The organism is Candidatus Neomicrothrix sp., assembly GCF_035329545.1.
GTDB lineage: Bacteria > Actinomycetota > Acidimicrobiia > Acidimicrobiales > Microtrichaceae > Microthrix > Microthrix subdominans.
Window position 1 is genome coordinate 14,739 of sequence record NZ_DAOLGP010000017.1, and the last position, 25,235, is coordinate 39,973.

At 69.8% G+C, this 25,235-nt stretch carries 23 protein-coding genes; 9 read left to right on the forward strand and 14 right to left on the reverse strand.

Translation table 11 applies throughout. The features are described from left to right. Positions 1 to 4: 4 nt before the first annotated feature. From PKD89_RS10860 to PKD89_RS10875, 4 genes are all read right to left on the reverse strand, one after another. A complete protein-coding gene (locus PKD89_RS10860) occupies positions 5 to 535 on the reverse strand; it encodes a hypothetical protein (protein ID WP_289011944.1) in 531 nt (176 codons plus the stop codon). A 42-nt stretch (positions 536 to 577) separates the two neighbouring features. Further along, entirely contained in the window at positions 578 to 1,270 is a 693-nt protein-coding gene (locus tag PKD89_RS10865) for a NifU family protein (RefSeq protein WP_287389815.1), read from the reverse strand. Between the two features lie 100 nt (positions 1,271 to 1,370). Continuing rightward, positions 1,371 to 3,263 carry an ABC-F family ATP-binding cassette domain-containing protein gene (locus PKD89_RS10870; protein ID WP_289011943.1) on the reverse strand — a complete coding sequence of 631 codons (1,893 nt, stop codon included), beginning with the start codon at positions 3,261 to 3,263 and terminating at the stop codon, positions 1,371 to 1,373. 43 nt (positions 3,264 to 3,306) lie between these two features. Then, positions 3,307 to 3,810: a hypothetical protein gene (locus PKD89_RS10875; protein ID WP_289011942.1), complete on the reverse strand. Its 504-nt coding sequence runs from the start codon at positions 3,808 to 3,810 to the stop codon at positions 3,307 to 3,309. A gap of 197 nt (positions 3,811 to 4,007) precedes the next feature. On the opposite strand from PKD89_RS10875, the gene PKD89_RS10880 reads away from it, so the two are divergent. After that, positions 4,008 to 4,721: a crotonase/enoyl-CoA hydratase family protein gene (locus tag PKD89_RS10880; RefSeq protein WP_287378958.1), complete on the forward strand. Its 714-nt coding sequence runs from the start codon at positions 4,008 to 4,010 to the stop codon at positions 4,719 to 4,721. 66 nt (positions 4,722 to 4,787) lie between these two features. Here PKD89_RS10880 and PKD89_RS10885 read toward each other — a convergent pair whose 3' ends face one another. Together PKD89_RS10885 and PKD89_RS10890 are read right to left on the reverse strand one after the other, a co-directional pair. Beyond that, positions 4,788 to 5,300 (reverse strand): hypothetical protein, encoded by a 513-nt coding sequence (locus PKD89_RS10885; RefSeq protein WP_289011941.1) that lies wholly within the window; start codon positions 5,298 to 5,300, stop codon positions 4,788 to 4,790. Beyond that, on the reverse strand, positions 5,300 to 6,103 hold the full coding sequence (locus PKD89_RS10890) for a ParA family protein (protein ID WP_289011940.1): 804 nt from the start codon (positions 6,101 to 6,103) through the stop codon (positions 5,300 to 5,302). Before PKD89_RS10890 ends, PKD89_RS10885 begins: the two co-directional genes overlap by 1 nt. Positions 6,104 to 6,246: 143 nt before the next feature. Here PKD89_RS10890 and mutM point away from each other — a divergent pair, with 143 nt between their 5' ends. Next, positions 6,247 to 7,131 carry a bifunctional DNA-formamidopyrimidine glycosylase/DNA-(apurinic or apyrimidinic site) lyase gene (gene mutM, locus PKD89_RS10895; RefSeq protein WP_289011939.1) on the forward strand — a complete coding sequence of 295 codons (885 nt, stop codon included), beginning with the start codon at positions 6,247 to 6,249 and terminating at the stop codon, positions 7,129 to 7,131. A gap of 12 nt (positions 7,132 to 7,143) precedes the next feature. Here the strand turns inward: mutM and PKD89_RS10900 are convergent, their stop codons facing one another. Next, the gene (locus tag PKD89_RS10900) at positions 7,144 to 9,225 is read right to left on the reverse strand and encodes a diguanylate cyclase (RefSeq protein ID WP_289011938.1); all 2,082 of its coding nucleotides are present in this window, start codon (positions 9,223 to 9,225) and stop codon (positions 7,144 to 7,146) included. A gap of 237 nt (positions 9,226 to 9,462) precedes the next feature. Here PKD89_RS10900 and PKD89_RS10905 point away from each other — a divergent pair, with 237 nt between their 5' ends. Continuing rightward, positions 9,463 to 9,987, forward strand: coding sequence for a hypothetical protein (locus tag PKD89_RS10905; protein WP_289011936.1), 525 nt, complete (start codon positions 9,463 to 9,465; stop codon positions 9,985 to 9,987). A gap of 8 nt (positions 9,988 to 9,995) precedes the next feature. Here the strand turns inward: PKD89_RS10905 and dxs are convergent, their stop codons facing one another. The 4 genes from dxs to PKD89_RS10925 all read right to left on the reverse strand — a co-directional run bounded on the left by dxs (position 9,996) and on the right by PKD89_RS10925 (position 14,471). Continuing rightward, positions 9,996 to 11,855: a 1-deoxy-D-xylulose-5-phosphate synthase gene (gene dxs / locus PKD89_RS10910; protein ID WP_425591246.1), complete on the reverse strand. Its 1,860-nt coding sequence runs from the start codon at positions 11,853 to 11,855 to the stop codon at positions 9,996 to 9,998. 66 nt (positions 11,856 to 11,921) lie between these two features. Next, positions 11,922 to 13,100 carry a lysylphosphatidylglycerol synthase transmembrane domain-containing protein gene (locus PKD89_RS10915; protein ID WP_289011932.1) on the reverse strand — a complete coding sequence of 393 codons (1,179 nt, stop codon included), beginning with the start codon at positions 13,098 to 13,100 and terminating at the stop codon, positions 11,922 to 11,924. Continuing rightward, positions 13,069 to 14,088: an alanine racemase gene (locus PKD89_RS10920; RefSeq protein WP_289011930.1), complete on the reverse strand. Its 1,020-nt coding sequence runs from the start codon at positions 14,086 to 14,088 to the stop codon at positions 13,069 to 13,071. Before PKD89_RS10920 ends, PKD89_RS10915 begins: the two co-directional genes overlap by 32 nt. A gap of 5 nt (positions 14,089 to 14,093) precedes the next feature. Next, a complete protein-coding gene (locus PKD89_RS10925) occupies positions 14,094 to 14,471 on the reverse strand; it encodes a thioesterase family protein (protein ID WP_287377242.1) in 378 nt (125 codons plus the stop codon). A gap of 152 nt (positions 14,472 to 14,623) precedes the next feature. Here PKD89_RS10925 and PKD89_RS10930 point away from each other — a divergent pair, with 152 nt between their 5' ends. Genes PKD89_RS10930 through PKD89_RS10940 form a run of 3 tightly spaced genes read left to right on the forward strand, consistent with a single transcriptional unit; the run spans position 14,624 to position 18,824 of the window. Beyond that, a complete protein-coding gene (locus PKD89_RS10930; RefSeq protein WP_289011928.1) occupies positions 14,624 to 16,015 on the forward strand; it encodes a TldD/PmbA family protein in 1,392 nt (463 codons plus the stop codon). Then, on the forward strand, positions 16,012 to 17,412 hold the full coding sequence (locus tag PKD89_RS10935) for a TldD/PmbA family protein (RefSeq protein WP_289011926.1): 1,401 nt from the start codon (positions 16,012 to 16,014) through the stop codon (positions 17,410 to 17,412). The genes PKD89_RS10930 and PKD89_RS10935 overlap by 4 nt, the downstream gene beginning before the upstream one ends. Then, positions 17,409 to 18,824 carry a TldD/PmbA family protein gene (locus tag PKD89_RS10940; protein ID WP_289011924.1) on the forward strand — a complete coding sequence of 472 codons (1,416 nt, stop codon included), beginning with the start codon at positions 17,409 to 17,411 and terminating at the stop codon, positions 18,822 to 18,824. Before PKD89_RS10935 ends, PKD89_RS10940 begins: the two co-directional genes overlap by 4 nt. Here the strand turns inward: PKD89_RS10940 and PKD89_RS10945 are convergent. Beyond that, entirely contained in the window at positions 18,821 to 19,621 is an 801-nt protein-coding gene (locus PKD89_RS10945) for an SAF domain-containing protein (protein WP_289011922.1), read from the reverse strand. The genes PKD89_RS10940 and PKD89_RS10945 overlap by 4 nt on opposite strands. Positions 19,622 to 19,900: 279 nt before the next feature. Between PKD89_RS10945 and PKD89_RS10950 the strand changes: the two genes are divergently transcribed. Beyond that, positions 19,901 to 21,316: a D-alanyl-D-alanine carboxypeptidase family protein gene (locus tag PKD89_RS10950; RefSeq protein ID WP_289011920.1), complete on the forward strand. Its 1,416-nt coding sequence runs from the start codon at positions 19,901 to 19,903 to the stop codon at positions 21,314 to 21,316. Between the two features lie 191 nt (positions 21,317 to 21,507). On the opposite strand, the gene map is transcribed toward PKD89_RS10950, so the two are convergent. Both map and PKD89_RS10960 read right to left on the reverse strand, forming a co-directional pair. Beyond that, the gene (gene map, locus PKD89_RS10955) at positions 21,508 to 22,473 is read right to left on the reverse strand and encodes a type I methionyl aminopeptidase (RefSeq protein ID WP_289011919.1); all 966 of its coding nucleotides are present in this window, start codon (positions 22,471 to 22,473) and stop codon (positions 21,508 to 21,510) included. A gap of 98 nt (positions 22,474 to 22,571) precedes the next feature. Then, positions 22,572 to 22,949: an FmdB family zinc ribbon protein gene (locus PKD89_RS10960; protein ID WP_289011918.1), complete on the reverse strand. Its 378-nt coding sequence runs from the start codon at positions 22,947 to 22,949 to the stop codon at positions 22,572 to 22,574. Between the two features lie 96 nt (positions 22,950 to 23,045). Here PKD89_RS10960 and galU point away from each other — a divergent pair, with 96 nt between their 5' ends. Together galU and PKD89_RS10970 are read left to right on the forward strand one after the other, a co-directional pair. Continuing rightward, on the forward strand, positions 23,046 to 23,978 hold the full coding sequence (galU, locus tag PKD89_RS10965; RefSeq protein WP_287377212.1) for a UTP--glucose-1-phosphate uridylyltransferase GalU: 933 nt from the start codon (positions 23,046 to 23,048) through the stop codon (positions 23,976 to 23,978). Next, positions 23,975 to 25,210, forward strand: coding sequence for a molybdopterin molybdotransferase MoeA (locus tag PKD89_RS10970; protein ID WP_287377210.1), 1,236 nt, complete (start codon positions 23,975 to 23,977; stop codon positions 25,208 to 25,210). The genes galU and PKD89_RS10970 overlap by 4 nt, the downstream gene beginning before the upstream one ends. Positions 25,211 to 25,235: the final 25 nt, after the last annotated feature.

Genomic DNA, 25,235 nt, shown 5'->3' on the forward strand with positions numbered 1-25,235 from the left:
AACCTCACGGTGCGGTGACCCGTGCGTGGCCCGTCAACGATGTGACCGATGCCGGTCGGGCAACCGGGTGCTGCTGGGCAGCGCGGCGTTCCTCCGGTGAACGGCCACCCACCCGGCGCGACGTCGGGCGGCGAGTGCGCCGTGTGCGAACCTCGCGCCCGTCTGCGTCGAGGAAGCCGACCTCGCTCAAGGCCTCGAACAGGCGCCTCGGGTGCGACGAGCGGGCCGCCAGGCCGACCGGCGTGGCGGGATCGGCGAGAAAAGCCAGGTAGGTCCAGAGCGACTCGGCGAGATGGGGGGGCGCCTCCAGCCCAGTTCGATCGCAGTAGACGGGCACCATCTGGTGGAGGAACACCGGCAGGTCGGCGCAGCGGAACCGCCGCTCCGGCCGTCGGGCGGCCTTGGCGTCGTCGCGGGACGTGCCCAGGATGATCGTGATGGCGGTGCGGTTGAGCGGACGGCCGTTGGCCAACGCCCACCGGGCCACCGCCACGCGCAGATTGCGGAGATCGGGAGGGAGCAGTGATGAGGTCATGGGCCCATCATCCCGATCGGCTGTGACAATCTCGCGGGTCGCTCAGTAGAAGGGGTTTTCTCCCTGGGCATGGTCGGTGACGTCGATGACGTCGCCGATCTCGGGGATGGCGGCGTTGAGCTGCTTTTGGATTCCCTGGGTGAGCGTCATCTGCGTCATGGAGCAGCCCTGACATCCGCCGCCGAGGGTGATGTACACCTTGTTGTCGTCGTCGACGCCCACCAGGGTGGCGAAGCCGCCGTGGGAGGCGAGGCCCGGGTTGATCACCTGCTCCAACAGCTGTTGCACCTGGGACGCCATGTCACCCGAACGATCGAGCTCGACGCCTGCCAGGGGGTCCGGGCGGTTGGGGTTGCGGATGACCAGGCCGGCCGAACCCGCCGCAGGGGTGTCGAGCACGGCGCCGATCAGGTCGGGCACGGTTGCGGCGGGCACCATGACGGTCAGTCCGTCCTGCACGACCCGAACGTCGTCATCGGCGGCGTCGGCCAGGCTTTCGAAGCTGAGGTCGTAGCTGTACTCCGCACCGTTGGTGCCGACGATCTCCACCCGCAGGCCCAGCTCGTCGGGGTCGGGTTCGGTGGACAGCACGCCGTTGACCACCTCCATGGCGGCTGGAGTGATCGACAGCACCACAACCCCGTTGTCCACCCCGTCACCCGGGTCGGCGGTGGCCACCGACGAAGCGTCGGTGCTCGTGTCGCTGGTCGATGTTACGTCGGTGTCGACGGACACAGGTACCTCCAAGAAAGCGTGGTTGCCGATCAGACAGTACCGGCGAAGGACTCAACACCCCAGCCACGTCCGGTGTTCCACGGGCGTCGGGTGCGGTCGCTCACGGCGTGAGCCCGCGGCTTTCGAGGTCGTCGGCCAGCTCCAGCCAGCGCTCCTCGGCCGTTTCCAGGTCGGCTTCCACTTCGGCCAAGCGGGCGCCGGCCTCGGCGAGCCGCTGGTGATCATCGCCGATCCCGTGCAGTTCGTCGGTCAGCCGCTGCCGCTTGGAGCGGGTGCCGTTCATCGAGCGTTCGAGCTCCCGCATGCGGAACCGAAGCGTGTTGGGGCTGGGTCGCCGATCCTCGGGCGCCGGCTGCGGCGCCCGACCGGGCCCTTTCGTCGTGCCGCCCTGGCTGCCACCCGTCTCGTCGGCGGTGGGCTTGTCGGTGCTGCGCTCGTCGGTGACGGCGGAGGTGGCGTGCCCCCGACGACGGCGCAGCCGGCGTTCCTGTTCCCAGGCACCGAAGCCGCCGGGGCGCCGTCCAGCGAAGCCCTGGCCGTCCATCACGATCACGTCGGCCACCGTGCGCTCGAGGAACGCCCGGTCGTGGCTGACGACCACCAACGCCCCGGGCCAGTCGTCGAGGAAGTCCTCCAGGGCCCGAAGTGTGTCCAGATCGAGGTCGTTGGTCGGCTCATCGAGAAACAACACGTTGGGACGCTTGGCCAGCGTCAACACCAGCTGGAGGCGTCGTTGCTCGCCGCCGGACAGCGTGCCAACCGGGGCCCACTGGGCGTCGGTGTCAAACCAGAACGACTCCATCAGCGCCTTGTCGCGCCAGTCGGGTTGCCCGTCGGTGCCACAGATCGCCTCCCAGACCCGGTGGGCGGGGTTGAGCTGGGCACCGGTCTGGTCCAACAAGGCCGTGACCGCTGTGTGGCCCTGGCGGCGGGTACCGGCGGTGGGCTCGAGCCGCCCGGCCAGGATGCTCATCAGCGTCGTTTTGCCTGCGCCGTTCGGCCCGACGATGCCGAGCCGTTCCCGAGGGTCCAGGCGCAACTCGACGTTCTCGAACAGCCATCCCCCTGCCCCGGCGTCGTTCGCCTCGGCGCCGGTCGGGTCGTCGTCCGAGGCGTCGTCCCCGCTCCTCTTGCCGTAGCGGTGGCCGACGCCTTCCAGTTCGATCACGACGTCGCCGAGGCGGGGGGTGTCACCGTGCAGGGCGAGGCCGCCGCCGCGCTCGCCCTTCGGTGCCGAGGCCTGGGTGATCGCCTCGGCGGTGGCGATGCGCGCCTTGGGCTTGGAGGTGCGCGCCGGGGCGCCGCGTCGCAGCCACTCCAGCTCGCGCTTGGCCAGGTTGCGCCGGACGGTTTCGGCCTCGGCCGCCCGGCTCTCCCGCAGCGCCTTGCCCGCGAGGTAACCGGAGTAACCACCCTCGTGACGATGGGCGTTGCCGCGTTCCAGCTCGACGACCGAGGTGCTGACGGCGTCGAGCACGTGGCGGTCGTGGGTGATCAACATCAGCCCGCCCTGGTAGGCGGCAAGCCGTTCCTCCAGCCAGGCGATCGCGTCGAGGTCGAGATGGTTGGTCGGCTCGTCGAGCAGCAACAGATCGGAGCGCACCGCCAGCGCCCGGGCGAGCGCCGCCCGTTTCAGCTGGCCACCGGAGAGGCTGGCGACCGGCGCGTCCAGCAGGGCCCCCATGCCCAGACGGTCGGCCACAGCGTGAGCCTCCCAGGCGCCACCGATCGCCTCGGCCACCGTTCCCGAGCCCAGGTCGGGGCGCTGGGTGAGCTCGGCGACCACCAGGTCCTTGCTGCGTCGCACGGTGCCGGTCTCGGGTCGGTTCCGGCCCGAGATGATGCCCATCAGCGTCGACTTGCCCGTGCCGTTGATACCGACGATGCCCACGCGGTCGCCCCGGTGAACGGTGAGGTCGACGTCGCTGAGGAGGTCCCGACCCGGGCGCGATGCGCCGACGCCGACGAGGTCGACCAGTACCTGACGGCTCATCGCTGATCAGCGCCGCGTCGAGCGGTGCCGCTGCGCTCGATGATCAGAAGCCGGGCGGGGGTGGAGGGGGCGGCGGCGTGGGGGATGACGAAGGCTGCGGTTGCTGGTCGGAATCGTTCCCGGGGCCCTGCTCCGGCGCGGGCTGGGGTGCCTCGTAACCGGGGGGCGGTGGCGTGCCCGGGCCGGACGGTGGGGGTGTCGAGGGGCCGCCGGGGGGTGGGGGTGCGGTCGACACACCCGATGCCGTGTGGGTGGCCTGCCCGGGAGGCGGCGGGGGAGCGGCCCCGGTGCCGCCGGAGTGGACGTGCTTGCGCCCGACGTTCAGCGATCGGTTGGGATCGACCTCGGCGAGCTCCTCGAGCACGGCCTGGATCTCGTCAGCGGTCGCCTGTGTGGCGGATCCACGATGCTGGGCCCAGGTGAGCGCTCCGAGATCACGAAACAGCTGCTCGCCTCGCCGGTCGTTCTCGCCCTCCGGTGAGACCGTCTGGTCCAGGCTGCTCATCGCCTGGTCGGCCATCGCCTTTGCCTTGTCCAAGAACCCCATGGCAGTACTCCCCACTTGTGCTGGTCGATCGTGCGACCGGACCCATCGCTCAGCATAGGACCGGCCGGGCGAAACGTCACCCGTCGGGAACCATCGGCTCGGCGGGCGCCAGCCGCAGCGAGCGGGCTACCGTGCCCATCGTGATGGTCGCCTCACCCAGCCGGGGGTGCGGCACAGAACGATCGATGGGAGAGCACGTGAGTGATCAGGTCAGCGAATCGACGGTCAGCGTCAGCACCGAGGGCGACGTGGTCGTCGTCCGGCTCGACGACGGCAAGGCGAACGCGCTGAGCCACGAGATCATCGATGCTCTGTCGGCCGCCCTCGACGAGGGCGCGTCGGCCAAGGCCGTGGCGATCATCGGCCGCGAGGGCAAGTTCTCGGCCGGGTTCGACCTGTCGGTGATGACCAGCGGACCCCAGCAGGCACGCGATCTGCTCGAGGCGGGTGCCAACCTGGCGATGCAGGCCTACCTCAGCCCGGTGCCGGTCGTGTTCGGCGTGACCGGCCATGCGCTGGCGATGGGTGCGATCCTGTGCTCGGCGGTCGACTACCGGGTCGGCGCCGAGGGCCCGTACAAGCTGGGCCTCAACGAGGTCGGGATCGGCATGCCCGTGCCCCGATTCGCCGTCGAGCTCGTCCGTGACCGGCTGACCCCGACCTGGTTCACTCGATCGGCTCAGCACGGCGAGGTGCTCGACCCCACCCAGGCGCTCGCCGCCGGGTACCTCGACGAGGTCGTCCCGCTGGCCGAGGTGCCCGGCCGTGCCATCGAGGTGGCCAGCGGACTGGCCGAGCGGGTCCACCCGGGGCCCTTTCGCTTGACGCGCACCAACATCCGCGGGGCGTTGGCCCAGCGGGTGACCGCAGAACTGCACCAAGACCTCAGCGAGTTCAGCGTCGGCGGATAGCCGCTGCCCGGCAGCTGGGCCTCGCTCCGCTGAGCTCGGCCCAGCCCGGTGCTCGGTGCGCCTTGCTCAGCGCTTGCGGCGCCAGGCGAGGACGCCGGCGATCGCCGTGACGACCAGCACCGCTCCGGCGGCGATCAGCAGCCGACGATCGTCCTCGTCCGGCGGTGCGGCGGCGGGCACGAGCGGTTCGCGCCGCTCCGGAGCGCTGGGCAGACCGTCCTCGATGGGGAGGTCATCGATGGCGGGAAGAACGTCCTCGAGGGGGAGGGGGGCCTCCGGCGGGGTGGGATCCTCCGGGTCGTTGGCGGCCGCTTGGTCGATCGGCTCGACGTCAACTGGATCGACAACGACCGCTTCGGTGTCTTCCGTGTTGCGCTTGCCCTCGCGAGACGCCTCCGGCGGCAACGTGGCCGCCTCGAAGTCGGCGAGGCTCACGCCATCGGGCGGGGTGGGCGTTGGGTCGACGTTCGTGACGGCATGCTCGCCGGTGGCGTTCAACATGGCGTCGATCGGCACGGTTGAGTCGCCGGCAGGCTTGGCCGAGCGGGCCCGCTTGCCCTTGGGGTCGTAGCCCGCCATCAGGCCACGCCGGAGATCACGGTCGCCGTGCTGATGCGGTCCCACATGGCGTCGTACAGCGTGGCCAACTCGGCCGACGCTTCCTCGGCGCCCGGACGGGTCAAGGCGTGGATGGGGAGGGACTGGGCGGCGGCTTCGGTCAGCGCCGCCCGCTGATGCACGGCGGGCAAGATGTCGTCCCCGTGGGTGGCAAGCAACTCGTTGTGCCAATACTGGGCATCCCGGGTGCGGCCGAGCCGGTTGACCGCAATGCCCAGCAGTTCGGGCAGACCGTTGCGTCGGGCGGCCACCCGCTCCAGGTTGGCGAGGATCTGGTCGACGCCGTCGGAGGCCCAGGCGCCCGGCTCGGTGACGATCATGGTGTGGGTGGCGGCGAACAGGGCGTTGATCGTGAGCAGTCCAAGCGACGGCGGGCAGTCGATCAGGGTGAGGTCGGCTTTGGTGCCCTCGAGCGCAGAGGCCAGCCGGTCCTGGGCGCCGACGGGATCGGTGGCCAACTGCATCTCCCGCTGGGCCATCAGCGGTGAGCTCGGTGCCACCCGAGGGATCGATCGGAGCGGCGGTCGCTCCCAGGCCGAATAGACGATCGACTGCGCGATCGAGCCCGGCTGGGGGCTCGCCAGAGCGTCGTCGACGCTTCGGACGACGCCGGATACGCCCAGACCGGAGGTTGCGTTGGCCTGCGGATCCAGGTCGACCACCATCACCCGCGCACCGCGCATTGCGGCGGTTGCGGCCAAACCGAGGGTAATCGTGGTTTTACCCACGCCCCCCTTCTGATTGACGATTGCCACACGAGTCACGAACTCAACGCTAGCCACCCGTGGTCCCGTGTCCGGTGATGGGGCGCGAGGACCGCTTGGAGCGTTACCTGAGACGGTGGGAGAACACCGGTTTGTTGCGGGCGCCCCGGCATCGGTCGAGCCCCGCAGTAACCAGTATCACCATGCCCGAGCTTCCCGAGGTCGAAACGATCCGTGCCGCCCTCGATCCAGAGCTCGCCGGGGCGACGGTGATCGAGGCGTGGGGGCATCCGTCGGCGAAGTTCGCCCAGGCCCCCGCAGCGATCGGGAGGCGGTTCGTCTCGGTGGGTCGGCGGGGCAAGTACCTGTTGGCCGATCTGAGTTCCCCGCCCGACCCCCACGGTGCCCAACGACGGACGCCCCACACCGAGCTTGGTCCGCCGGCCGACTCTCAGCTGGTCGTGCACCTGGGAATGACCGGGGTGTTGTCGCTGCGTCCTTCCCGTACCCCGGGGACCTCTCATATGCCGCCTGAAGGTGACCACGTGCGCGCCTGGTGGGCCCTCGACGATCGGCGCACGCTCGTGTTCAGCGATGTTCGACGCTTCGGCCGCCTGGCGGTCGTCGCCCACGGCGACTACTCGGGGCTGCCAACCCTGGCCGCATTGGGGCCCGAACCGTTTGACCCAATGTTCAGCCCATCGCTGTTGCGGGCAGGCGTCAACGCCACATCGCGGACGATCAAAACCGCCCTGCTCTCGCAGCGCATCGTCGCCGGCCTGGGCAACATCTATGTCGACGAGTCGCTCTGGCGAGCGAGGATCGATCCTCGCCGACGGACCGGGCTGGGTCGGCATCGCGCCGAGGCGCTCCACGGCGCCATCGTCGACGTGCTCGCCGAGGCGGTCGACGAAGGGGGAACGACGCTGCGCGACTACCGGATGCTCGATGGGTCGAGCGGCGAGCATCAACACCGGCTGGAGGTCTATGGGCGTGCCGGGTTGCCGTGCCTGCGTTGCGGCTCGACGTTGCGCAGCGCAGTGGTGGATGCCCGCACCACGGTGTGGTGCGGGAGCTGCCAGCGTTAGTGAGACCGGCCCTCAGTGCCCAGTGGGACGCTCGGCGGAGAACACCTGCCGGACCAGCTCGGGGGAGGCGGCGATGGTGCGGTCGCGGCCCTGCTCCTTGGCCACCAGCAGCCCGGCGTCGGCCAGTCGAACCAGATCGGTGAAGTCGCTGCCCATCGTCGAGTGCACCAGCCCGAAGCTGGCGGTGAACGGGACGATCAGCCCGCCGGCGACGGCCTCGCCCAACGCGGTTCGGAGGCGCTCGATCGCTTCGCCCGCCGCCGCGACCGAGAGTTCCGGATAGATGATGACGAACTCGTCACCGCCAAGGCGCCCGACCACATCGGCGCCGCGCACGTTCTGGGACACGACGGTGGCAAACGTCTGCAGGGCCCGATCGCCCGCCTCGTGTCCGAACCGGTCGTTGATCGACTTGAACCGGTCGAGGTCGGCGAGCACGACGACGAACGGGGTGCGTTGTCTGAGCAACCGGGCGACGTTCGCTTCGATCACCTGCCGATTGGCAAGGCCGGTCAGCCCGTCGGTGCTCGCTTGACGACGGGTGAACTCGAGGGTGCGCAGGGCCCCGACATGGCTGGCGGTCTGGGTCGCCAAGGCTACGAACTGGTTGCTGGTGGGTCCGTCGGGGGGCTGTTGACCGGGCCCGGTCAGATGGATCACCCCCAGCGGGGACGAGTTGAACGTCATCGGGATGCACAACGCCGAGATGGGCCCACCGGACCGGTTTTGCAGCATCGGGCATCCGTTGATCGATTCGGAGCTGTCGAACACGGTGCTCTGCCCGCGCCGCAGCGCCACGCAGTCGGTCGGATCGGTCACCGGACATCCGGGCGAACCGGAACTCGGGCTGGCTGCCACCTCACCGAGGTCGCCCGACGTTGCGTCGAGCAACAGCAACTCGCCCTGAAGGCCGGGAGCGAACAGTCCCATCGCCTGTTCGACGACCGCAAACGTGGCGGCTTCCGAATCGGCGGTTTCGAGCGTCTCGGAGATCACCCGGTTCTGGGCGTTGCGACGGGCATCGTCGGACAGGGTGGAGAACCGGTTCCCGAGGCGCTGCGCCAAGCGATCGGTCGCCTGCCCCACGCGCCCAAGGTCGTCGTTGCCGCCCAGATCGGAGCGCACCTGGAAATGTCCATGGGCGACCTGATCGAGCGTTCGGGAGACTCGGCGCAGCGGTTTGACGGTCGCTCGCCAGGCCCACACAGCCAGCACGAACGCGACGATTGTGAGCGCAAGGGGGAGGAGCGGAAACAGAAGGACGTCCTCGCCCCGCTGGTCGTCGAGCTCGGCGGTCAGTCGGTTGAGCTCGCGAGACAGGTCCCGGCTGAGGGCCTCGTGCTCGGCGAGGCGCTGCTCGTAGGACTCGCGGTCGAACCCAAGGGCCGCCTGGGCAGCATCGGGAGTGCGCCGGGCAAACTCGATCAGACGGAGGGTCCCGTCCAGATACGATCGGTTCGACGCCAAGAGCACCGCGAGCGGTCTGTCGAAATCGGCGTTCCCGGCAATCCTCTCGGCACGTTCGATGATGGCCGTCAACTCGTCCGACTGCCGGCGGAGCACGCGTTCGGCCCGGTCCAACGCAAGTTTGGTGGCGGTGATGACACCCTGGTTGACCGCGACCTGCGCTTGGGAGACCGCCCGGTCGGCGTCGGCCGCGACCCGGTATTGATCCTGTGCCGAGCTGATCCGGCCTGCGACCCGCTCGGTTGCGGTGTTCTCTCCCTGGGCGTAGAGGCTGATCAGCGCAGCCAGGACCACGACGACCAGGGTCGGAGCCCCGATGAGGACGGCCAGGGTCGGTCGGACTCGACGCCCGCCCGCCTCCGACCGTTGGTCCGACTCGGTGACGGGGCGGTCCGGGCCTGGATCGGGGTGGTCGGTCGTCGGCGTGTCCGGATCTCTGCCACCAGCAAAGGGCACACCCAAGGGAGTCGGCGGTGTCGTGTTGTCGTGACGGCCGGAGCGGACGTGGTCGTTGAGGGCTTCCTCGGTTCGGGTCGCGTCCCGAGCGGCCCCGACCCGCGCTGGTCCGGATACCTGTCGATATCGCCCGGCCGGTTGCCAGTCGTTGTTGGGTACAAGGTTCATCATCCGCCAAGGTGATTTCCCGGTCCACCTCCAAGGCCTACTGCCGCTCGCGCCCTGACGGTGGTCACACAACCGCGTACGGTTGTATCCGAACACGAAGGGTACCGACGACCTCTGGTGATGTCCATGGGGCGCCGGACACGTCATCACCATCAGGGGCCGCCAGCCAACAGGTCTGTGGCTGCGGGCGTGTCGGCATGCAACCTCGGTGCGCCGTCCCGGCTCCGGTAGCTTCACGCCGTGGCGATCGCTGTGGTGCTGGTGGTGGTGGGGGTGACCGGCATGATCTCCGCCCGCGTTGCAGCCCTGTGGTGGGCACGCCAGCCGCTCGGCGTGGTTCGTCTCGACGGCCGGGTCGAGGTGCGGGTCGGCGCCCGCCGGGTCGACGCTGAGGGTCGCTGCGGCGACAGCGGCGAACTGGCGATCGCAGCGGGTCGCTTGGAGATGGCTGTGGCGGGCAGGACCATCGTGTCGACACCGGTCGGCAGGGTCGGTGCGGCGGTCCGCTCCGATCCCCGACCGTCGCTACGGCTGAGCGGTCACGGCTGGAGCGTGGCGCTCGTCGTCGATCGTGAGCGTCCCGTCCCGGTCGCCGTCGGTCGGATCGGCGCTCTTCGTCAGGCGACGACATCTCAGGTGGTGCTCGACGCCCTGAGCGAGGCGACGGCCGCCGCCGATGCAGAACACGTCGACGGTTCGCCAGATGGGTCCAGCGACGGCAACCTGAGGCCGGGCGACCCAGGGCCGTACGTCGACGACCGCTGAGCCCCAATTCAGCTGGTCTGGCTGGCCTTTGCGCTGCGCCAAGCGTTCACCTCGGCGACAACCCCGGCGGAGTCGAGGCCCAGGTCGGCCAGGATGGCGTCGACCTCCCCGTGGGGCAGGTAGGCGACCGGGACGCCGAGCACCCGCACATCGGGACCCCCGACCGGAGCCAGGTCTCGCAGGGAGTCGGCAATCGCCGATCCGACGCCACCCTCGCGTACGCCGTCCTCGATCGTGACGACCAGGCGGTGCCGAGCGGCGTCGGCCAACATCTCGGCGTCGAGCGGTTTGACCACGCGCGGGTCCCAGACCGTGCAGGGGACCCCTTCGGCCTCGAGGCGGTCGGCGGCCCCTTGCGCAGCGGCGAGCATCCTGCCGACGCCGATCAGGCACACCTCGGCGTCCTCGTCGGCGCGTGCACACCGGGCGGACAGGCCGGAACCGACTTGGTCGGGTGGAACCTGAGGCGCCGCCGACTTGGTCCACCTGATGGCCGCCGGGCCGTCGCACAGGTCGAGCGCGTCGGTCATCATCTGCGGCAGTTCCTGGTAGGACGACGGGGCAAAGACCACCATGTCGGGAACCTTGGTCAACAGCACCATGTCCAGCACGCCGTGATGGGAGGCCCCGTCGTTGCCGGTCACCCCAGCTCGGTCGAGGCAGAAGAGCACCGGCTGATGGTGCAGCCCGACGTCGAGGTTCACCTGGTCGATCGCCCGGGTGAGGAACGTCGAATACACGGCGAACACCGGCCGGAGACCCATCATCGCCATGCCGGCAGCGGAGGTGACCGCATGCTGTTCGGCGATGCCGACGTCGAAGACGCGGTCGGGAAAGCGCTCCATCATCGGTAACAGCCCGGTCGAGTCGGGCATCGCGGCGGTGAGCGCCACCAGTTCGGGCCGGGCTTCGGCCTCGGCGACGATCGCCTCGGAAAAGGCGCCGGTGTAGCTGCCCGGCTTGACCGAGCCCATGTCGTGGAGGTGCTTGACCGAGTCGTTCTCGGCAGGGGCGTATCCCCGTCCCTTCTGGGTGAGCACGTGGACGACGACCGGGCCGTCCATCTCCTTGGCCGCAGCGAGCGCCCGCTCGAGGGCATCGATGTCGTGGCCATCGAGCGGGCCGAGGTAGGCCACGCCGAGGTCCTCGAAGAACGCCGGCGGCTCGAACATGTCGCGGAGTGCGTGGGTGGCCGAGTCCCATCCCCGCCCGAGCACCTCGCCGCCCGGCAGGTCGCGCACCACACGCTCGATCCGGGCGGTGTTGCGCCGGTACATCGGGTGGGCGCGCAGCTTGACCAGGCTGTCGCCCAAGCGGGAGGCGGTCGGGGCGTAGGAGCGGCCGTTGTCGTTGAGGATGGTGATCACCCGGCGGCCGCTGTGGCCCAGGTTGTTCAGCCCCTCGAAGGCCATCCCCCCAGTCATCGCCCCGTCGCCGACGACGGCGACGACGTGCCGCTTGGGGCCGCCGCTCAGCTCGAGCGCGGTCGCCATGCCCTGGGCATAGGACAGCACGGTTGAGGCATGGGAGTTCTCGATCCAGTCGTGTTCGGACTCGGCCCGGCTGGGGTATCCCGACATGCCGCCGGCCTGGCGGAGGGTGCTGAACCCTTCGCGTCGGCCGGTGAGCAGCTTGTGGACGTAGGCCTGGTGGCCGGTGTCCCACAGGATCACGTCGTGGGGAGAATGGAAGCTGCGGTGTAACGCCAACGTGAGTTCGACCACGCCGAGGTTGGAGCCGAGGTGGCCGCCGCTGGGGCTGGCATTGACCGCGTCGACCACGAACGCGCGGATCTCCTCCGCCAGCTGGGCGAGTTGGGCCGGGTCCATCCGTCGGATGTCCTGGGGACTGGAAATTTGCTCCAGCAGCACGCTGGTCACCTCCACAAATGAGAGCACTTCGATGCCGGGCCGCTCCCTGTACAAAAAACGAGCCTACTCAGGCAGCGGTGTCTCGGGGTCGGCACGGCCGGGCTTGGTTGGACGGTATCCGGCGGCGAAGGCGGGAGCGCCGAGCGCCGACACGGCCACCGTCGCCAGGTAGTGCACCAGGCCAAGGGCGATCGCCTGAGCGTCCGGGGTTCCAAGCGCTCCCAGCAGGATCACCAATGCCCCCTCTCGAACGCCGAGGCCGCCAAGCCCGATCGGAAGGTTCTGGGCGATCGCCACCGGCGGAAACAGCGCAAGCACGGCCAGGAGTGTCAGGCCCTCGATGCCGACGATCTGCCCCTCGGCCCAGACCGCAGCGCAAAGCACCAACTGGAACGCCGCCCCTGCGGCTATCACGGTGGCGGCGCGTGACGGGTAGGTGCGGGCGGCGCGAACACCCCGGTACACCCCGAAGAGGAGCCCCCGCCAACCGCTGGGGTTCTCGTCGGCGACCACCCGCGCCGTGGCGACGCGCCCCACCGAGGAATGGCCGGCTGCGATCAGCAAGGACGCCAGGGCGATCAGGGTTCCGACGTCGATGGCGAGCGCCAGGGCGGTCGGGGTGCCCGCCGACAGCAACGACGGGTGGACGGCCAGGGCGACCAGGCTGATCACGGGCAACACCACCCAGCCGGTCAGCCGTTCCAGGGTGATCGAGGCGAACGCGGTGCCGACGCTGTCCAATTCGGGTGCGGAGCGCGCGATGCGCACGACGTCGCCGCCGAAGGCGGTCGGCAGAACGTTGGAGACGAACTGCCCGGCCCAGGTCATCGACAGCAGGTGTCGCATCGGCAGTCGCTGGTCGAACAGGGCCAGGACCCGTTGCCAGCGAACCGCCTGAATCGACAGTGCGGCGCCTTGCAACCCCAGTGCCAGCGCAATCCATGCCGGGGTGGCAGCGGTCCAGGTGGGGACGAGGTCGTTGAGCGACACGTCGGGTAGCTGCCAGAGGAGGAGGCCCAACATGGCGGCGCTGAGCAGCACCCTCAGCCAGGTGCTCGCCAGGGCGCGCCGCATGGGGCTGAGCGGTTCGACACCGGGGCCGGCGTGGCCGGGGCGTCCGCCAGGGGCGTATGGGTCCTCGGTGGTGATCCGGCCGAGGGTACTGCCGGTCGTCGGCGGGGCAGCGGAGCGATCGACCAGTGGCTGTGAGCTACCAGTGACGCAGGTCGATCTCCCACTCATCGACCACGTCGTCGCCATCGACCAGGTGGTATCGCTGGTGGCGGGCGACGGTCGGGTCGACGTGAGCGGGCCAGAGCCGCACCCGGTCGCCCACCTTCCATGCTGCGCCATTGGAGGACACGGCGTCGGTGGGCAACAGCGTGATGTGTTCGTCGGAACAGAAGAACACCTCGCCGTCGTCCCAGGAGGGGTTGCCGTGGTCCATGCCAAAGGCCTTGAGCCCGGCGTCGGCGATGATCCATCCCTTTGCGCTCACCGAGATGACGGTGGCGAGCACCGACAGTGCCTTGGCGAAGGGCAGGTCGAGGGTGTCGTAGTCGGTGTCGAGCAGCGCGTAGGAGCCGGCCTGAATTTCGGTGCAGGACGTGTTGACGTCGAAGGTGCCGGTACCTCCGCCCGACACGACGTCGCCACCCACCTCGTCGGCCGCGTGGGTGAGCAGTGCCATCGCCTCAGCGGTTCGCTGTGCCCGCTCGGCGCGATCCGTCACCATCAGCAGGTGGCCCTCGTATCCCATCACCCCTCGCACCTCGAGCCCGGACGACCGGGCCAGTTCGGCGAGGGCCGGGGCCTCGGCCGGTTCGCAGCCGCAGCGGGGTAGCCCAACGTTGACGTCGATCAGCACCGAGCGGACCCCGCCGGACGCGGCCGCCTCGATCGTCGCCCTCGAATCGACCGCCACGGTGATGTTGGCCCGTTCGGACAGCGCGCCCAGGCGGGCGGTGTCGAGGGTCTCGTTGGCCAGCAACAGATCGTCGACCAGCCCGGCGGCGACCAGGCCCTCGATCTCGCGCGGTGTCGCCGCGCAAAAAGACCGATGGCCGCCCTCGGCGAGATGACGGGCCAGGGTGGTGCTCTTGGTCGCCTTGACGTGCGGCCGCAACCGGGGCCCGGGCAGTACAGCGTCCATTGCGGCCAGGTTGGCCTCGAAGGTGGGCGTGTCGATCAGCAGGGCGGGGGTGCGGAGCTGGGCGACGGTGCGGACCATGGTGCCTAGTCCAGCTTGGCCAGGAACTCGTCGCGACCGATGGCCACCCGGGTGACCTTGCCGGCCGCCACCAAACGGCCCTCCTCCCGCACCGACACGGTGAACGTCAGCCGCCGGCCCTCGACTTTTTCGAGGATCGACTCGGTCGTGATCGTGGCGCCGACGGCGGAGGGTGCGATGTGTTCGAACTGCACCCGCATGCCGACGGTCGTCCGGTCGGCTTCGAGGGCGTCCCCCAGCGCCGCGATCGACGCCGACTCGCACCAGGCGAGCAGCCGGGGGGTTGCGAGCGCGGGCACGTCGCCCGACCCCAGGGCCTGGGCGGTGTCGGTCTCGGCGACCGTGGTTTCGATCTCGGCGCGGAGTCCCGGTGTGATGGACATGGCTGCTCCCTGACGGGGTGACACCCGTCGAACGACGGTCTCGGCAGGCTAGTGCCCTGGCCGCGAGGGGCCTGCGAGGGCGTCGGGGTGGAGCCGGGTCCGGGCGGTAGGTTGGCCGGCCGACCATATGTCCCCGATCGAGAGCAGCGCACGTGATCGACCAATCCGTCATGTCCGACGTCCTGGCAGCCGGCCTGAGCGGCGGCGCCGAATTCGCCGAGGTGTTCGTCGAGGATCGCCGGTCCACCTCGGCGGTGCTCGACGATGGTCGGGTGGAGGACGTGGCCACCGGGCGCGATCGCGGTGCCGGTATCCGCGTGGTCGTCGGGGAGTCGACCGGCTTCGCCCATACGACCGACCTCAGCCCCGAGGGGCTGTCCGCAGCCGCCCGAACCGCCGCAGCAGCCGCTCGCGATGGCAAGGGCGTTACGACGATGGTGGAGCTCACGACGGTCAACGCCCCGAGCCCTTCGGTGGTTCGGCTCTTTCCCGGCGACGTGGCCACCAGCGCCAAGGTCGAACTGCTCGGACGCGCCGACGATGCGGCCCGCTCGGCCGGGTCGTCGATCAGCCAGGTGTCGGCCCGTTACGGCGACTCCCGCAGGCGCATCCAGGTGGCCAACTCCGACGGCGTTCTCGCATCGGACGATCAGGTGCGCACGCTGTTCTCGGTATCGGCGGTGGCCAGCGGGGACACCGGCCTGCAGACCGGCCGCGAGAGCATCGGCCACACGGTGGGCTTCGAGCTCTTCGATGACCACAGCGTCGAAGAGCTGGCCGGCCGGGCCGCCCAGCGCGCCATCACCAAGCTGGCCGCCCGCCCGGCGCCGTCGGGCAACCGCACGGTCGTGATCGGCCCGGGCGGGGGCGGGGTGATGTTTCATGAGGCGTGCGGGCACGGCCTCGAAGCCGACCTGGTCAACAAGGCGGCCTCGGTGTTTGCCGGACGTGTCGGCGAGCAGGTGGCCTCGCCGCTGGTCACGTTGGTGGACGACGGCACGATGGGTGGGGAGTGGGGCGCCTATGCGATCGACGATGAGGGCCGGCCTGCCCAGCGCAACGTGCTGATCTCCGACGGCGTGCTCACCGACTTCATGTGGGATCTGCTGCGGGCCCGCAAGGAGGGTCGCACGAGCTCGGGCAACGGGCGCCGCCAGAGCTACCAGCACCTGCCGATGGTGCGCATGACCAACACCTATCTGGTCGGTGGCGAGTCCGATCCGGACGACATCGTGGCCGGCACCCCGACCGGCGTGTACATCGCCCACCTGGGTGGGGGACAGGTGAACACGGCCACCGGCGACTTCGTCTTCGGTATGACCGAGGCCTACCTGATCGAGGACGGCAAGATCACCGAGCCCCTGCGGGACGGCAACCTGATCGGCAACGGCCCGGCGGCCCTGGCTTCGATCGACGCGGTGGGCAACGACTTCGCCATGGGTTCCCCGGGTACCTGCGGCAAGGACGGCCAGGGCGTGCCGGTGGGCGATGGGGTTCCTACCCTGCGGGTGGGTGGGCTGACGGTCGGCGGCACCGCAGCGTGAGCGCCCGCACCGGTTCCGCCGCAGCCGGTCGGTCGCCGGGTGCCGCCGGCCTCGTCGATCCCGAGGAGTTGTTGGGTCGGGCAGAGGACCTGGTGTCCACCGCCCGTCCGGGGGAGCAGATCGACGTCAGCTTGGGCGCCTCGGTCGATACCGAGATCCGTGCCTACGGCGGCGCGATCGAGTCGCTGTCCTCGGCCCGTTCCGAGGGTGCACTCGTCCGGGTGATCGTCGACGGGCGCTCTGGGGTGGCCACCGCCACCCTCACCGACCCGGCGGCGCTGGCCGAACTGCTCGTCGAGGCCCGCACCAACGCCGCCGACGCCGGTGTCGATCCGACCGCAGCGGTGGCATCGCCCGACGGCGTGCGGCCGCCCGACATCGAGCTGTACGACGCGCGTATCGAGGCGTTGTCGGTCGACGACAAGGCCGATCTGGCCTTGTCGCTCGAGGCCGCGGTGCTCGGGGGCGACGCCCGCATGTGCGGGGTCGAGGGCGCCGACTACGGCGACTCGGTGATCGTGTCGGCGGTCGCCAACTCTGCCGGCGTGCGAGCCGCCCAGCGCGAAAGCGGCGCCGGCCTGTCCGTCTACGCCATGGCGTCCGATGGGTCCGAGACCCAAACCGGTTTCGGTTTCGCCGTGGGCCGCAGCGCCGAGGAACTCTCCGTCGAGCGTACCGCCGCCGACGCGGTCGAGCGGGCCGTGCGCCTACTCGGCGCCACCCGGCCGCCCAGCGGTCGCGTCGATGCCGTGCTCGACCCCTGGGTGACCGCCCAGTTTCTCGGGGTGATCGCTGAGATGCTCTCCGGCGAGGAGGTGCGCAAAGGACGCTCGCCCTTCGCCGACCGGTTGGGCGAGTCGGTGGCCTCGCCGCTGCTGTCGCTGCTCGACGATCCCACCGACCCGCTCGGTCCCGGGGCATCGCGCACCGACGACGAGGGCCTGGCCTGTCGCCAGGTCGGGCTGATCGACGGTGGCCGGTTGACCAGCTATCTGCACAACTCGGTGACCGGCGCAGCGCTCGGCACAGCCTCGACCGGCTCGGCGATCCGGGTTGGATCCTCGCTGAACGTCGGTCCTCGGGCGGTCCGCCTCGTGCCCGGCTCCACAACCCGTCAGGGCGTCCTGGCCTCGGTGGGCGACGGGATCCTCGTCACCGAGGTGTCCGGGCTGCACTCGGGCGTCAACCCGACGTCGGGCGACTTCAGCTGCGGGGTCGAGGGGCTGCGCGTGCGCGACGGCGAGGTGGCCGAACCGATCCGGGAGGCGATCGTCGCCTCGACCCTCCAGCGCATGCTGGCCGACGTGATCGCAGTCGGTGACGATGAATCGTGGTTCCCAATCGACGCTGCCGGCGTCAGCCTGTCGATCCAGGGCCTCAGCCTGGCGGGTTCATGAGCGACGCAACGACAACGGACCGATCGGGTGACGCTCGGGGCGACCGGGGAGAGGCAGCGCTGGCGACCGAGGCCGAGCTGCGGGCCCTGTGCGGACGGGTGCGCGATCAGGCCAAGGCCGGCGAGTACGTCGAGGTGGCTGCGGCCCGCAACGAGGGAACGGCGGTCAAGGTGCACGGCGGCCAGGTGGAGTCGCTGACCGCGTCGGTGACCGCCTCCCTGGGCATCCGGGTGGTGGTCGACGGCCGGGTCGGTTTCGCCCATGCGGGGTCGCTCGCCGACGACGTCATCGCCGACACCTTGGGCCAGGCACGTGAGAACGTCGCCTTCGCCGAGGTCGACCCGCACCTGGCGCTCGCCCGGCCCGACGGCGTGGAGGTGGCGGCCCAGCTGGCGCTGCGTAACAACCTGGTCGCGGCAATTCCCGTCGAGGACAAGGTGGCCCGGGCGTTGGAGCTCGAGCGCCGCACGATCGAGCTCGACCCCAGGGTGAGCGGCGTCCGGGTGGCGAGCTACTCCGACGGGTGGGGCTCGAGCGCGCTGGTGTCCACCGAGGGTATTGACGTCGCCTCGTCCGGATCGCACTGCTCGGCGGCCACCCAGCCGCTGGCGGTGGCCGACGGCGAGACCCAGATCGGCGTCGGCTGGGACGCCACACGCGATCCGGCGCTGCTCGACCTGGCCGAGATCGCCGCCGATGGGGTCGAGCGGGCGACGCGCCTGCTCGGTGCATCGCAGCCGCCGAGCGCCCGCATGCCGATCGTGTTGGAACCACGGCTGACAGCGACGCTGTGGGGCATCGTGGCGGGGATGTTGTCGGGTGAAGCGGTCGTCAAGGGCCGGTCGCCGTTCGCCGACCGCCTCGGCGAGGAGGTGGCGGCCTCGTCCCTCACCCTCGTCGATGACCCGACCGACCCGGACAGCCTGGGCGCCGAAGAGTACGACGGGGAGGGCCTGGCCTGCCGCCGCAACGTGCTGATCTCCGACGGCATGCTGTCGAGCTTCCTGCTCAACTGCACGACCGCCAACCGCCTTGGGGTGTCCTCCAACGCCTGCGCGGTGAGGGGCAGCCGCTCGCTGCCCGGCGCCGGCGCGATCGCTCTGGCCATGGCGCCCGGCGTCGGGACTGCCGAGCAGTTGCGGGCCACGCTGGGCGATGGGCTGTTGGTCAACTCCTTCACCGGGTTGCACTCGGGGGTCAACCCCATCTCGGGTGACTTCTCGGTTGGTGCCGATGGGTTGATGATCCGCAACGGTCAGGTGGCGGAGCCGGCGAGGGAGATCACGCTGGCGTCGACGGTCCAGCGACTGCTCAGCGGGGTGATCGCCGTCGGTGGTCAGCTCGAACGGCTGCCGTCGGGTTCCTCGATGCCCTGGATCGTGATCGACGACGTGTCGCTCGGCGGGCGCTAGCGGGGCACCCTGGCAGGGTCGTCAAAGGCCGGCCCGTCGGAGGTTGGGCGGTCGTCAACCGAACCGTTGGGGCTCGGGCTGTCGAGCACCAGCGCCACTGAGCCAGAGAGCGCAATCTGCGCCACCTCGTCGGCGTCCCTGGGTGACACCGCCACCCAGGCGATCCATCCAGGTGATCGGTCGGCCGGACCGGCGTCATCGGTTGGAGCGGTGGGCGGACCGACGACCACACCACTGAGGGCTGACGTCGATGGAAACGATCCCCCTCCGCCGTCGAAAGCCCCAGCCTCAAGCGACTGACCTGCGACCACTCGGACGTGATCGCCCGGGTCGAGCCGAGGGGCCAGCGTGCCGTCCGGGAACGCCACCACCGAGCCCCGTGCCGCCCCAGGGGCCCCATCGCCGACGAGGATGCCGGACCGGATGGGCTCGTTCTCGGCGACGTTGCGGTCGATGACCGGGGGCCCGCCGGCCGACGCCAGCTCGTTCCATGCAGCCTCGGTCAGCGCATCGGATGCCAGCGTGGCGGTGGGAAGGCGGCGCAATCGAACCTGTGTCGCCCCCAGTTCGGTGCCGGCGCGCAGGTCGTGGCGGGCGACGACGACCGAGCTCAGGGTTCCCCAGCGGTGCTCGGCGCTTGCGGCCCTGGCCTCGGAGCGGAGCAAGAGGCCGGCGCTGAGCAGGGCCAACGCCAGCGCGCCGAGCACCTGGGGAGCCCGTTGTCGCCGGAGTAGGTGGGCCAGGTCACCCAGCGGGTGATCGGGCAGGGAGGTCGGGATGAAACGGAACCAACTCACGGGGGGCACGGTACGAAGGGGCCGGGCCGTTGTCAGCGGGTCGCGAGACCCTCGATGATCCACCAACACGACGCGTGCAAGGCGTCACACTGGCCAGAAACCTCGGCGAAAGACCCCACATGTCCTCGAAGACCCGCTATCGTTACCAAACCGTAACCAAACGGAGGGTTTTGTCACGCTTGCGTGACGTTTCGGCCCTCACGGCCGGCTTGAGTCGACCAGCGACCTCCGGTCCCTCATGCCCGCCCATCCCGTTCACTCTCCCCCCCCAGAGGTGTGATGCGCTCGTTTCCCCCCCGACCTGACTTGGCCGCCGCCCGGAGGCGAACCCCCGGCCTGATGGCCGCGTGGGCGGCCGTGGCCGTGACGCTCATCTCCGGCGTGACCTCGGCGTCGATCCCCGCCGGTCCGGCCGGGGCCGCCCCGTCTCGAACCGATTACGCCTCGGAGGCCAAGCGGCTGGCCGGGGAGCGCGAGCAGGTTCGGGCTCAGCGGGCGTCGAAGGCGTCCCAGATCGACGCGCTGGCGGCTGATGACGACAAGGTCTCTGCGGCCCTGAACGACCTCAACCAGAACGTCAGCTCCCAGCAGGACCTGTTGTTGGAGGCCCAGAAGGGTGTGCAGGATTCCCAGCGTCAGGCCAAGGAGGCCGAGAAGCGGGCCACCGACGCCGAAATCAAGCTGGGCAAGCTACGCGACGGTTTGGCCGACCGTGCCGCCAAAGCATTCGTCACCATGCCGGGCCAGAGCTTCGGTGCGGCCTCGGAGGATACCGGGCCCACCCAGCTGATGACCCGCCGCACCTACCTCAACCTGGTAGCCGGCAACGATCGAACCCAGGTAGAAGACCTGCGCGCCACCGAGCAGGACCTGAGTGCCGCCCGCGCCAGCGCCGCGTCGGCATCGGAGCGGGCCCAGCAGCGGCGGGCCGAGGTGTCGTCGCGCTTGGGCAGGCTTCAGGCCGCTCAAGCGGAGCAGCTCGACTTTCAGGAGGAGGTGGCCAACCGCATCGCTTCGGCCTCCGCCGAGGCGGCAGGGCTGGCCGCACAGGATGAGAAGCTCTCGACCGAGTTGGTCAGGCAGCAGCTGGCGTTGACAGCGCAGCTGAAGAAGGCCGAGGAAGATCGCAAGGCCAAGATCGCTGCGCTGCAGCAGGCCAAGCTGAAACAAGCGGCCGATCTGCAGGCCGCAGCCGAGGCCCAGCGCGCCGCAGCAGCCCAGGCCTCCTCAGGCGGCGGTGGCGGTGGAGGCGGCGGTAGCTCGGCGCCTTCGGGAGGCGGCGGCGCGCCGGTGGGTATCAGCGGCAGCGGCAGCATCGTCAGCGTCGGTGGCATTCGAGTTCACAGCTCGATCGCCGGCAACCTTTCCAACATGCTCGGCGCGGCGCAGGCTGCCGGCATCAACCTCGGCGGCGGCGGGTTTCGCGACCCGTCCGATCAGATCCGTGTTCGCCGCAGCAACTGCGGTTCGTCCAGCTACTCGATCTACCAGGCCCCGGCGTCGTCGTGCAGCCCACCGACCGCTCGTCCGGGTTCATCCCAGCACGAGCAGGGCCTGGCGATCGACTTCACGATGGGCGGCTCGGCGCTGAGCTCTGGAAGCTCCGCATACAACTGGCTGAAGGCCAACGCCGCCCAATACGGCTTCCACAATCTCCCCGGTGAACCCTGGCACTGGAGTACCAGTGGGCGGTAGGCCGCTGTAGCTGGGGAGGGTGCGCAGTGGCGACTTGTCAGGTCGAGAGCGTCAGCGGGTTTCGGATACCACCCGTGGGGTGTCCGGTCGGCGACCACATCGTGGACGTCTCGCCGGCAGGCTCAGCATTGGGGCCGGCGCGTGTGGCGCGCTGATCGGACGGAGTGCCACCGGGACGTCATGGGGATCGGTCAGTTGGCGGTGGTCGAGGCCACGGCCTCGGCGAAGCGCTCCTCGGCCGGTGGACCGTCGGCGGGCATGGTGAGCAGCTCCACACCGGTCTCGGTGACCACCATCGTGTGCTCGAACTGGGCCGTGCGCTGGCCGCTGACGGTGAGGGCCGTCCAGTCGTCGTCCCACATCCACACCTCGGCCGGGCCCACCGTGATCATCGGCTCGATCGTGAACGTCATGCCAGGCTCGAGCACGGTGGTCGCCCGCGGGTCGAAGTAGTGGGGGATCTGCAGGCTCGTGTGGAATTGGTCGCCGATGCCGTGGCCGATGAACTCCCGCACGATGCCGAACCGGCCGCCGTGGCGATCGACCTCGGCCTCGATTGCCCTGCCGATGTCCTGAACCCTGGCGCCGGGGGCGACCGCTCCGATGCCGGCGTGCATTGCGGCGCGGGTGACCCGCACCAGTCGTCGGCTCTCGTCGTCGACGTCGCCGACCAACACGGTGCAGCTGGTGTCGCCGTGGACCCCATCGTGAAACACGGTGATGTCGATGTTGATGATGTCGCCGTCGGTGAGGCGCCGGCTGTCGGGGATGCCGTGGCAGATGACCTCGTTGACCGAGGTGCACAGTGACTTGGGAAAGCCCCGATAATTGAGCGGGCTGGGGTAGCTGTCCCGTGCAACGGCTGCCTCGTGACCGATCCGATCGAGCTCGTCGGTGGTGATGCCCACCTCGACGGCTGCGCAGACCTCGTTGAGCACCTCGGCGGCCAAGCGGCCCGACACCCTCATGCGAGCCAGCTCGTCCTCGGTTCTCACCGCACGGCTGGTGCGCGACGACGGTTCGCCGTCGAGGGCGTACTCGGGGCGGCCGATGCCGGTTGGAACGGAGCGGCGGGGGCTGATCAGCCCGGCTTCGATCGGGCCGGAGGGCGGAGGAGTGGAGATGCGTCGCACGCGACGCCGCTTGCGTTTCACCATCTGCTCAGTGTGTCACGCGACGCCTCGAGCGTCGTCTCGGGCGAGGGGCCTCGCCCGGCGTCGATCGCATGGCGCCAAGGCCCAGCCGCTGGGGACGGTCAGTCGCCGCTGGAGGCGCCGGCGGTCGACTTGGCCGGTGACTTCGAGGCGGAGTCACCCGAGCCCGAGCCCGAGCTCGAACCGGAGGAGCCCGAATCCGAGGAGCCCGAGGAGTCGGAACCGGAGGACTCGGACTTCTTCTGCTTGGCCGAGTCGGTGCTCGACGAGGTCGTCGATGTCGACGACGAGCCGGAGCCACCGCTTCTGCTGTCGGTCTTGTAGAACCCGGAGCCCTTGAACGAGATGCCGGGGGTGGAGAAGATCTTGCGCAGGCTGCCCTTGCAGTGGGGGCACTCGGTCAGCGCATCGTCGGTGAAGGCCTGGCGCACTTCCAACGCCTCGCCGCAGTCCCGGCATCGGTATTCATAGATTGGCATCAGGACTCCAAGAAGTGGTTGGCACTCGTCAACGTCGAGTGCCAACGATACCGGGCGCAGGATCGTTTCCCAAAGCGGCCCCGTAGGCTACGGACCATGAATCCCGATGTCGTGAACAGCTCCGATGGAACTCCACCGCCCAGGGCCGCCAAACGCGTCACCAAGGCCGTGATCCCGGCGGCCGGTTTGGGCACGCGCTTTCTTCCCGCCACCAAGGCACAGCCAAAGGAGATGTTGCCGGTTGTCGATCGGCCGGCCATCCAATATGTGGTCGAGGAGGCGGTGGCCGCCGGAATCGACGACATTTTGATCATCACCGGTCGCAACAAGCGCAGCCTGGAGGACCACTTCGACCGCAACTTCGAACTGGAGTATCTCCTCGAGTCGAAGGGGAAGATGGAGGAGCTGAGCGAGGTGGTCGAGCTTGCCGACCTGGCCGACATCCACTTTGTGCGCCAGGGTGAACCCCTCGGCCTGGGCCACGCCGTGTCGGTCGCCCGCAAGCACATCGGCGACAACCCGTTCGTTGTCATGCTCGGCGACGACATCATGACGCATCGACCCCCGCTGATCTCCGAAATGATGGATCTGCACGGGCGAACCGGTGGCTCGGTCATCGCGTTGAAAGAGGTCCCTCATGAGGAGATCTCGCTGTACGGATGCGCCGAGCCCGGCGAGCGCGACGGCGACGTCGTCGAGTTTCGGGGCGTGGTCGAGAAACCGGCGCCCGAGGATGCCCCGTCAAACCTGGCGGTCGTCGGCCGTTACCTGTTCACCCCCCGGATCTTCGAGTTTCTCGAAGACGCGCAACCGGGTGTCGGGGGCGAGATCCAGCTGACCGATGCGATGGACAAGCTGTTGGCGGTCGAGCCGATGCACGGCCTGATCTTCGAATCGGGGCGCTACGACATCGGCCAGAAGATCGACTTTCTGCGGGCCACGGTCGAGATGACCCTCGAGCGGGACGATCTCGGCCCGGAGTTCGCCTCGTTTCTCGCCCGGTTGGTTGCCGAGCGTGGCCTGACGTGACCCCACTCGACGAGGCGCGCTCGTTCGTGGTCGGCCTGGGGTCGAAGCTCGGGAGCGTCGAGGTGCCCGTCGCTGAGGCCGACGGCCTGGTGCTCGTCGAGGACGTGGTCGCTTCAGAACTCGTCCCCGGCGACGACAACGCGGCGATGGACGGCTGGGGCCTGCGATCGGCCGATGCCACCGAACCGGGCGCGACTCTGCGGGTCGTCGGACGCCAGATGGCCGGCGTGGCCGACCCAGGCCTGACGGTCGGCCCAGGCGAGGCGGTGCGCATCATGACCGGGGCGCCCATTCCGGCCGGGGTCGATGCGGTGGAGATGGTGGAGCGGACCTCGGTGAGCGACGGAAACGACCGGAACGAAGCGGTCACCTTTGAGCTCTCCGTGCCGGTCGGGCAGTTCATCCGGCGGGCCGGCGAGGATGTGTCGCCCGGCCAGCGTGTGCTGCCCGCCGGGACCCGGCTCACCCCCGCCGCCATCGGGGTGGCGGTCTCGGTCGGCCGTCGGCGGGTGACGGTCGTCCGACGCCCCCGGGTCGGTGTCGTGTCGACCGGCGACGAGCTGGTGACCGAGGACCGGCCGCTGCGGACGGGCGAGCTGCGCGACTCGAACCGCCCGGGGTTGTTGGCAGCGGTGGCCCGGATGGGCGCGGAGGCGGTCGATCTGGGACGGGTGCCCGACGACGAGGCGTTGATCGAGGCAGCACTGCTGCGAGGGGCCGAGGACTGCGACCTCGTCCTCAGCTCCGGCGGGGTGTCGATGGGGGATGCCGACCTGGTCAAGGTGATCCTCGCTCGACTCGGCGACATGCGCTGGATGCAGGTGGCGATCAAGCCGGCCAAGCCACTGGCCGCCGGCACGGTTGGATCGACCCCGGTGGTGGGCCTGCCGGGCAACCCGGTGTCGTCGCACGTGTCCTTCATGTTGTTCGCCGCCCCGTTGATCGCCCGCTTGGCCGGTCGAAACGATCCGATCCTGCGGCTGCGGGCGACGCTGGTCGACGGGCTGGCCGGTCGACCGGCCGCCGAGGTGAATGGCCGGGTGGACGAGCGCACCCACTTCACCAGGGTGCTGGTCGAGTCGGACGATGAGGGCGTCTGGACCGCCCGGTCGGCGGGAGGGCAGGGCAGCCATCAACTGTCGACGATGGCGCTGGCCAATGGACTGGCGACCCAACCGGGCGGGGTGGCGATCGAGCCCGGCGCCGAGGCGACCATCCTGATGTTGCCGTGAGGAAGCGAGCCGGGAACTCCGGCAT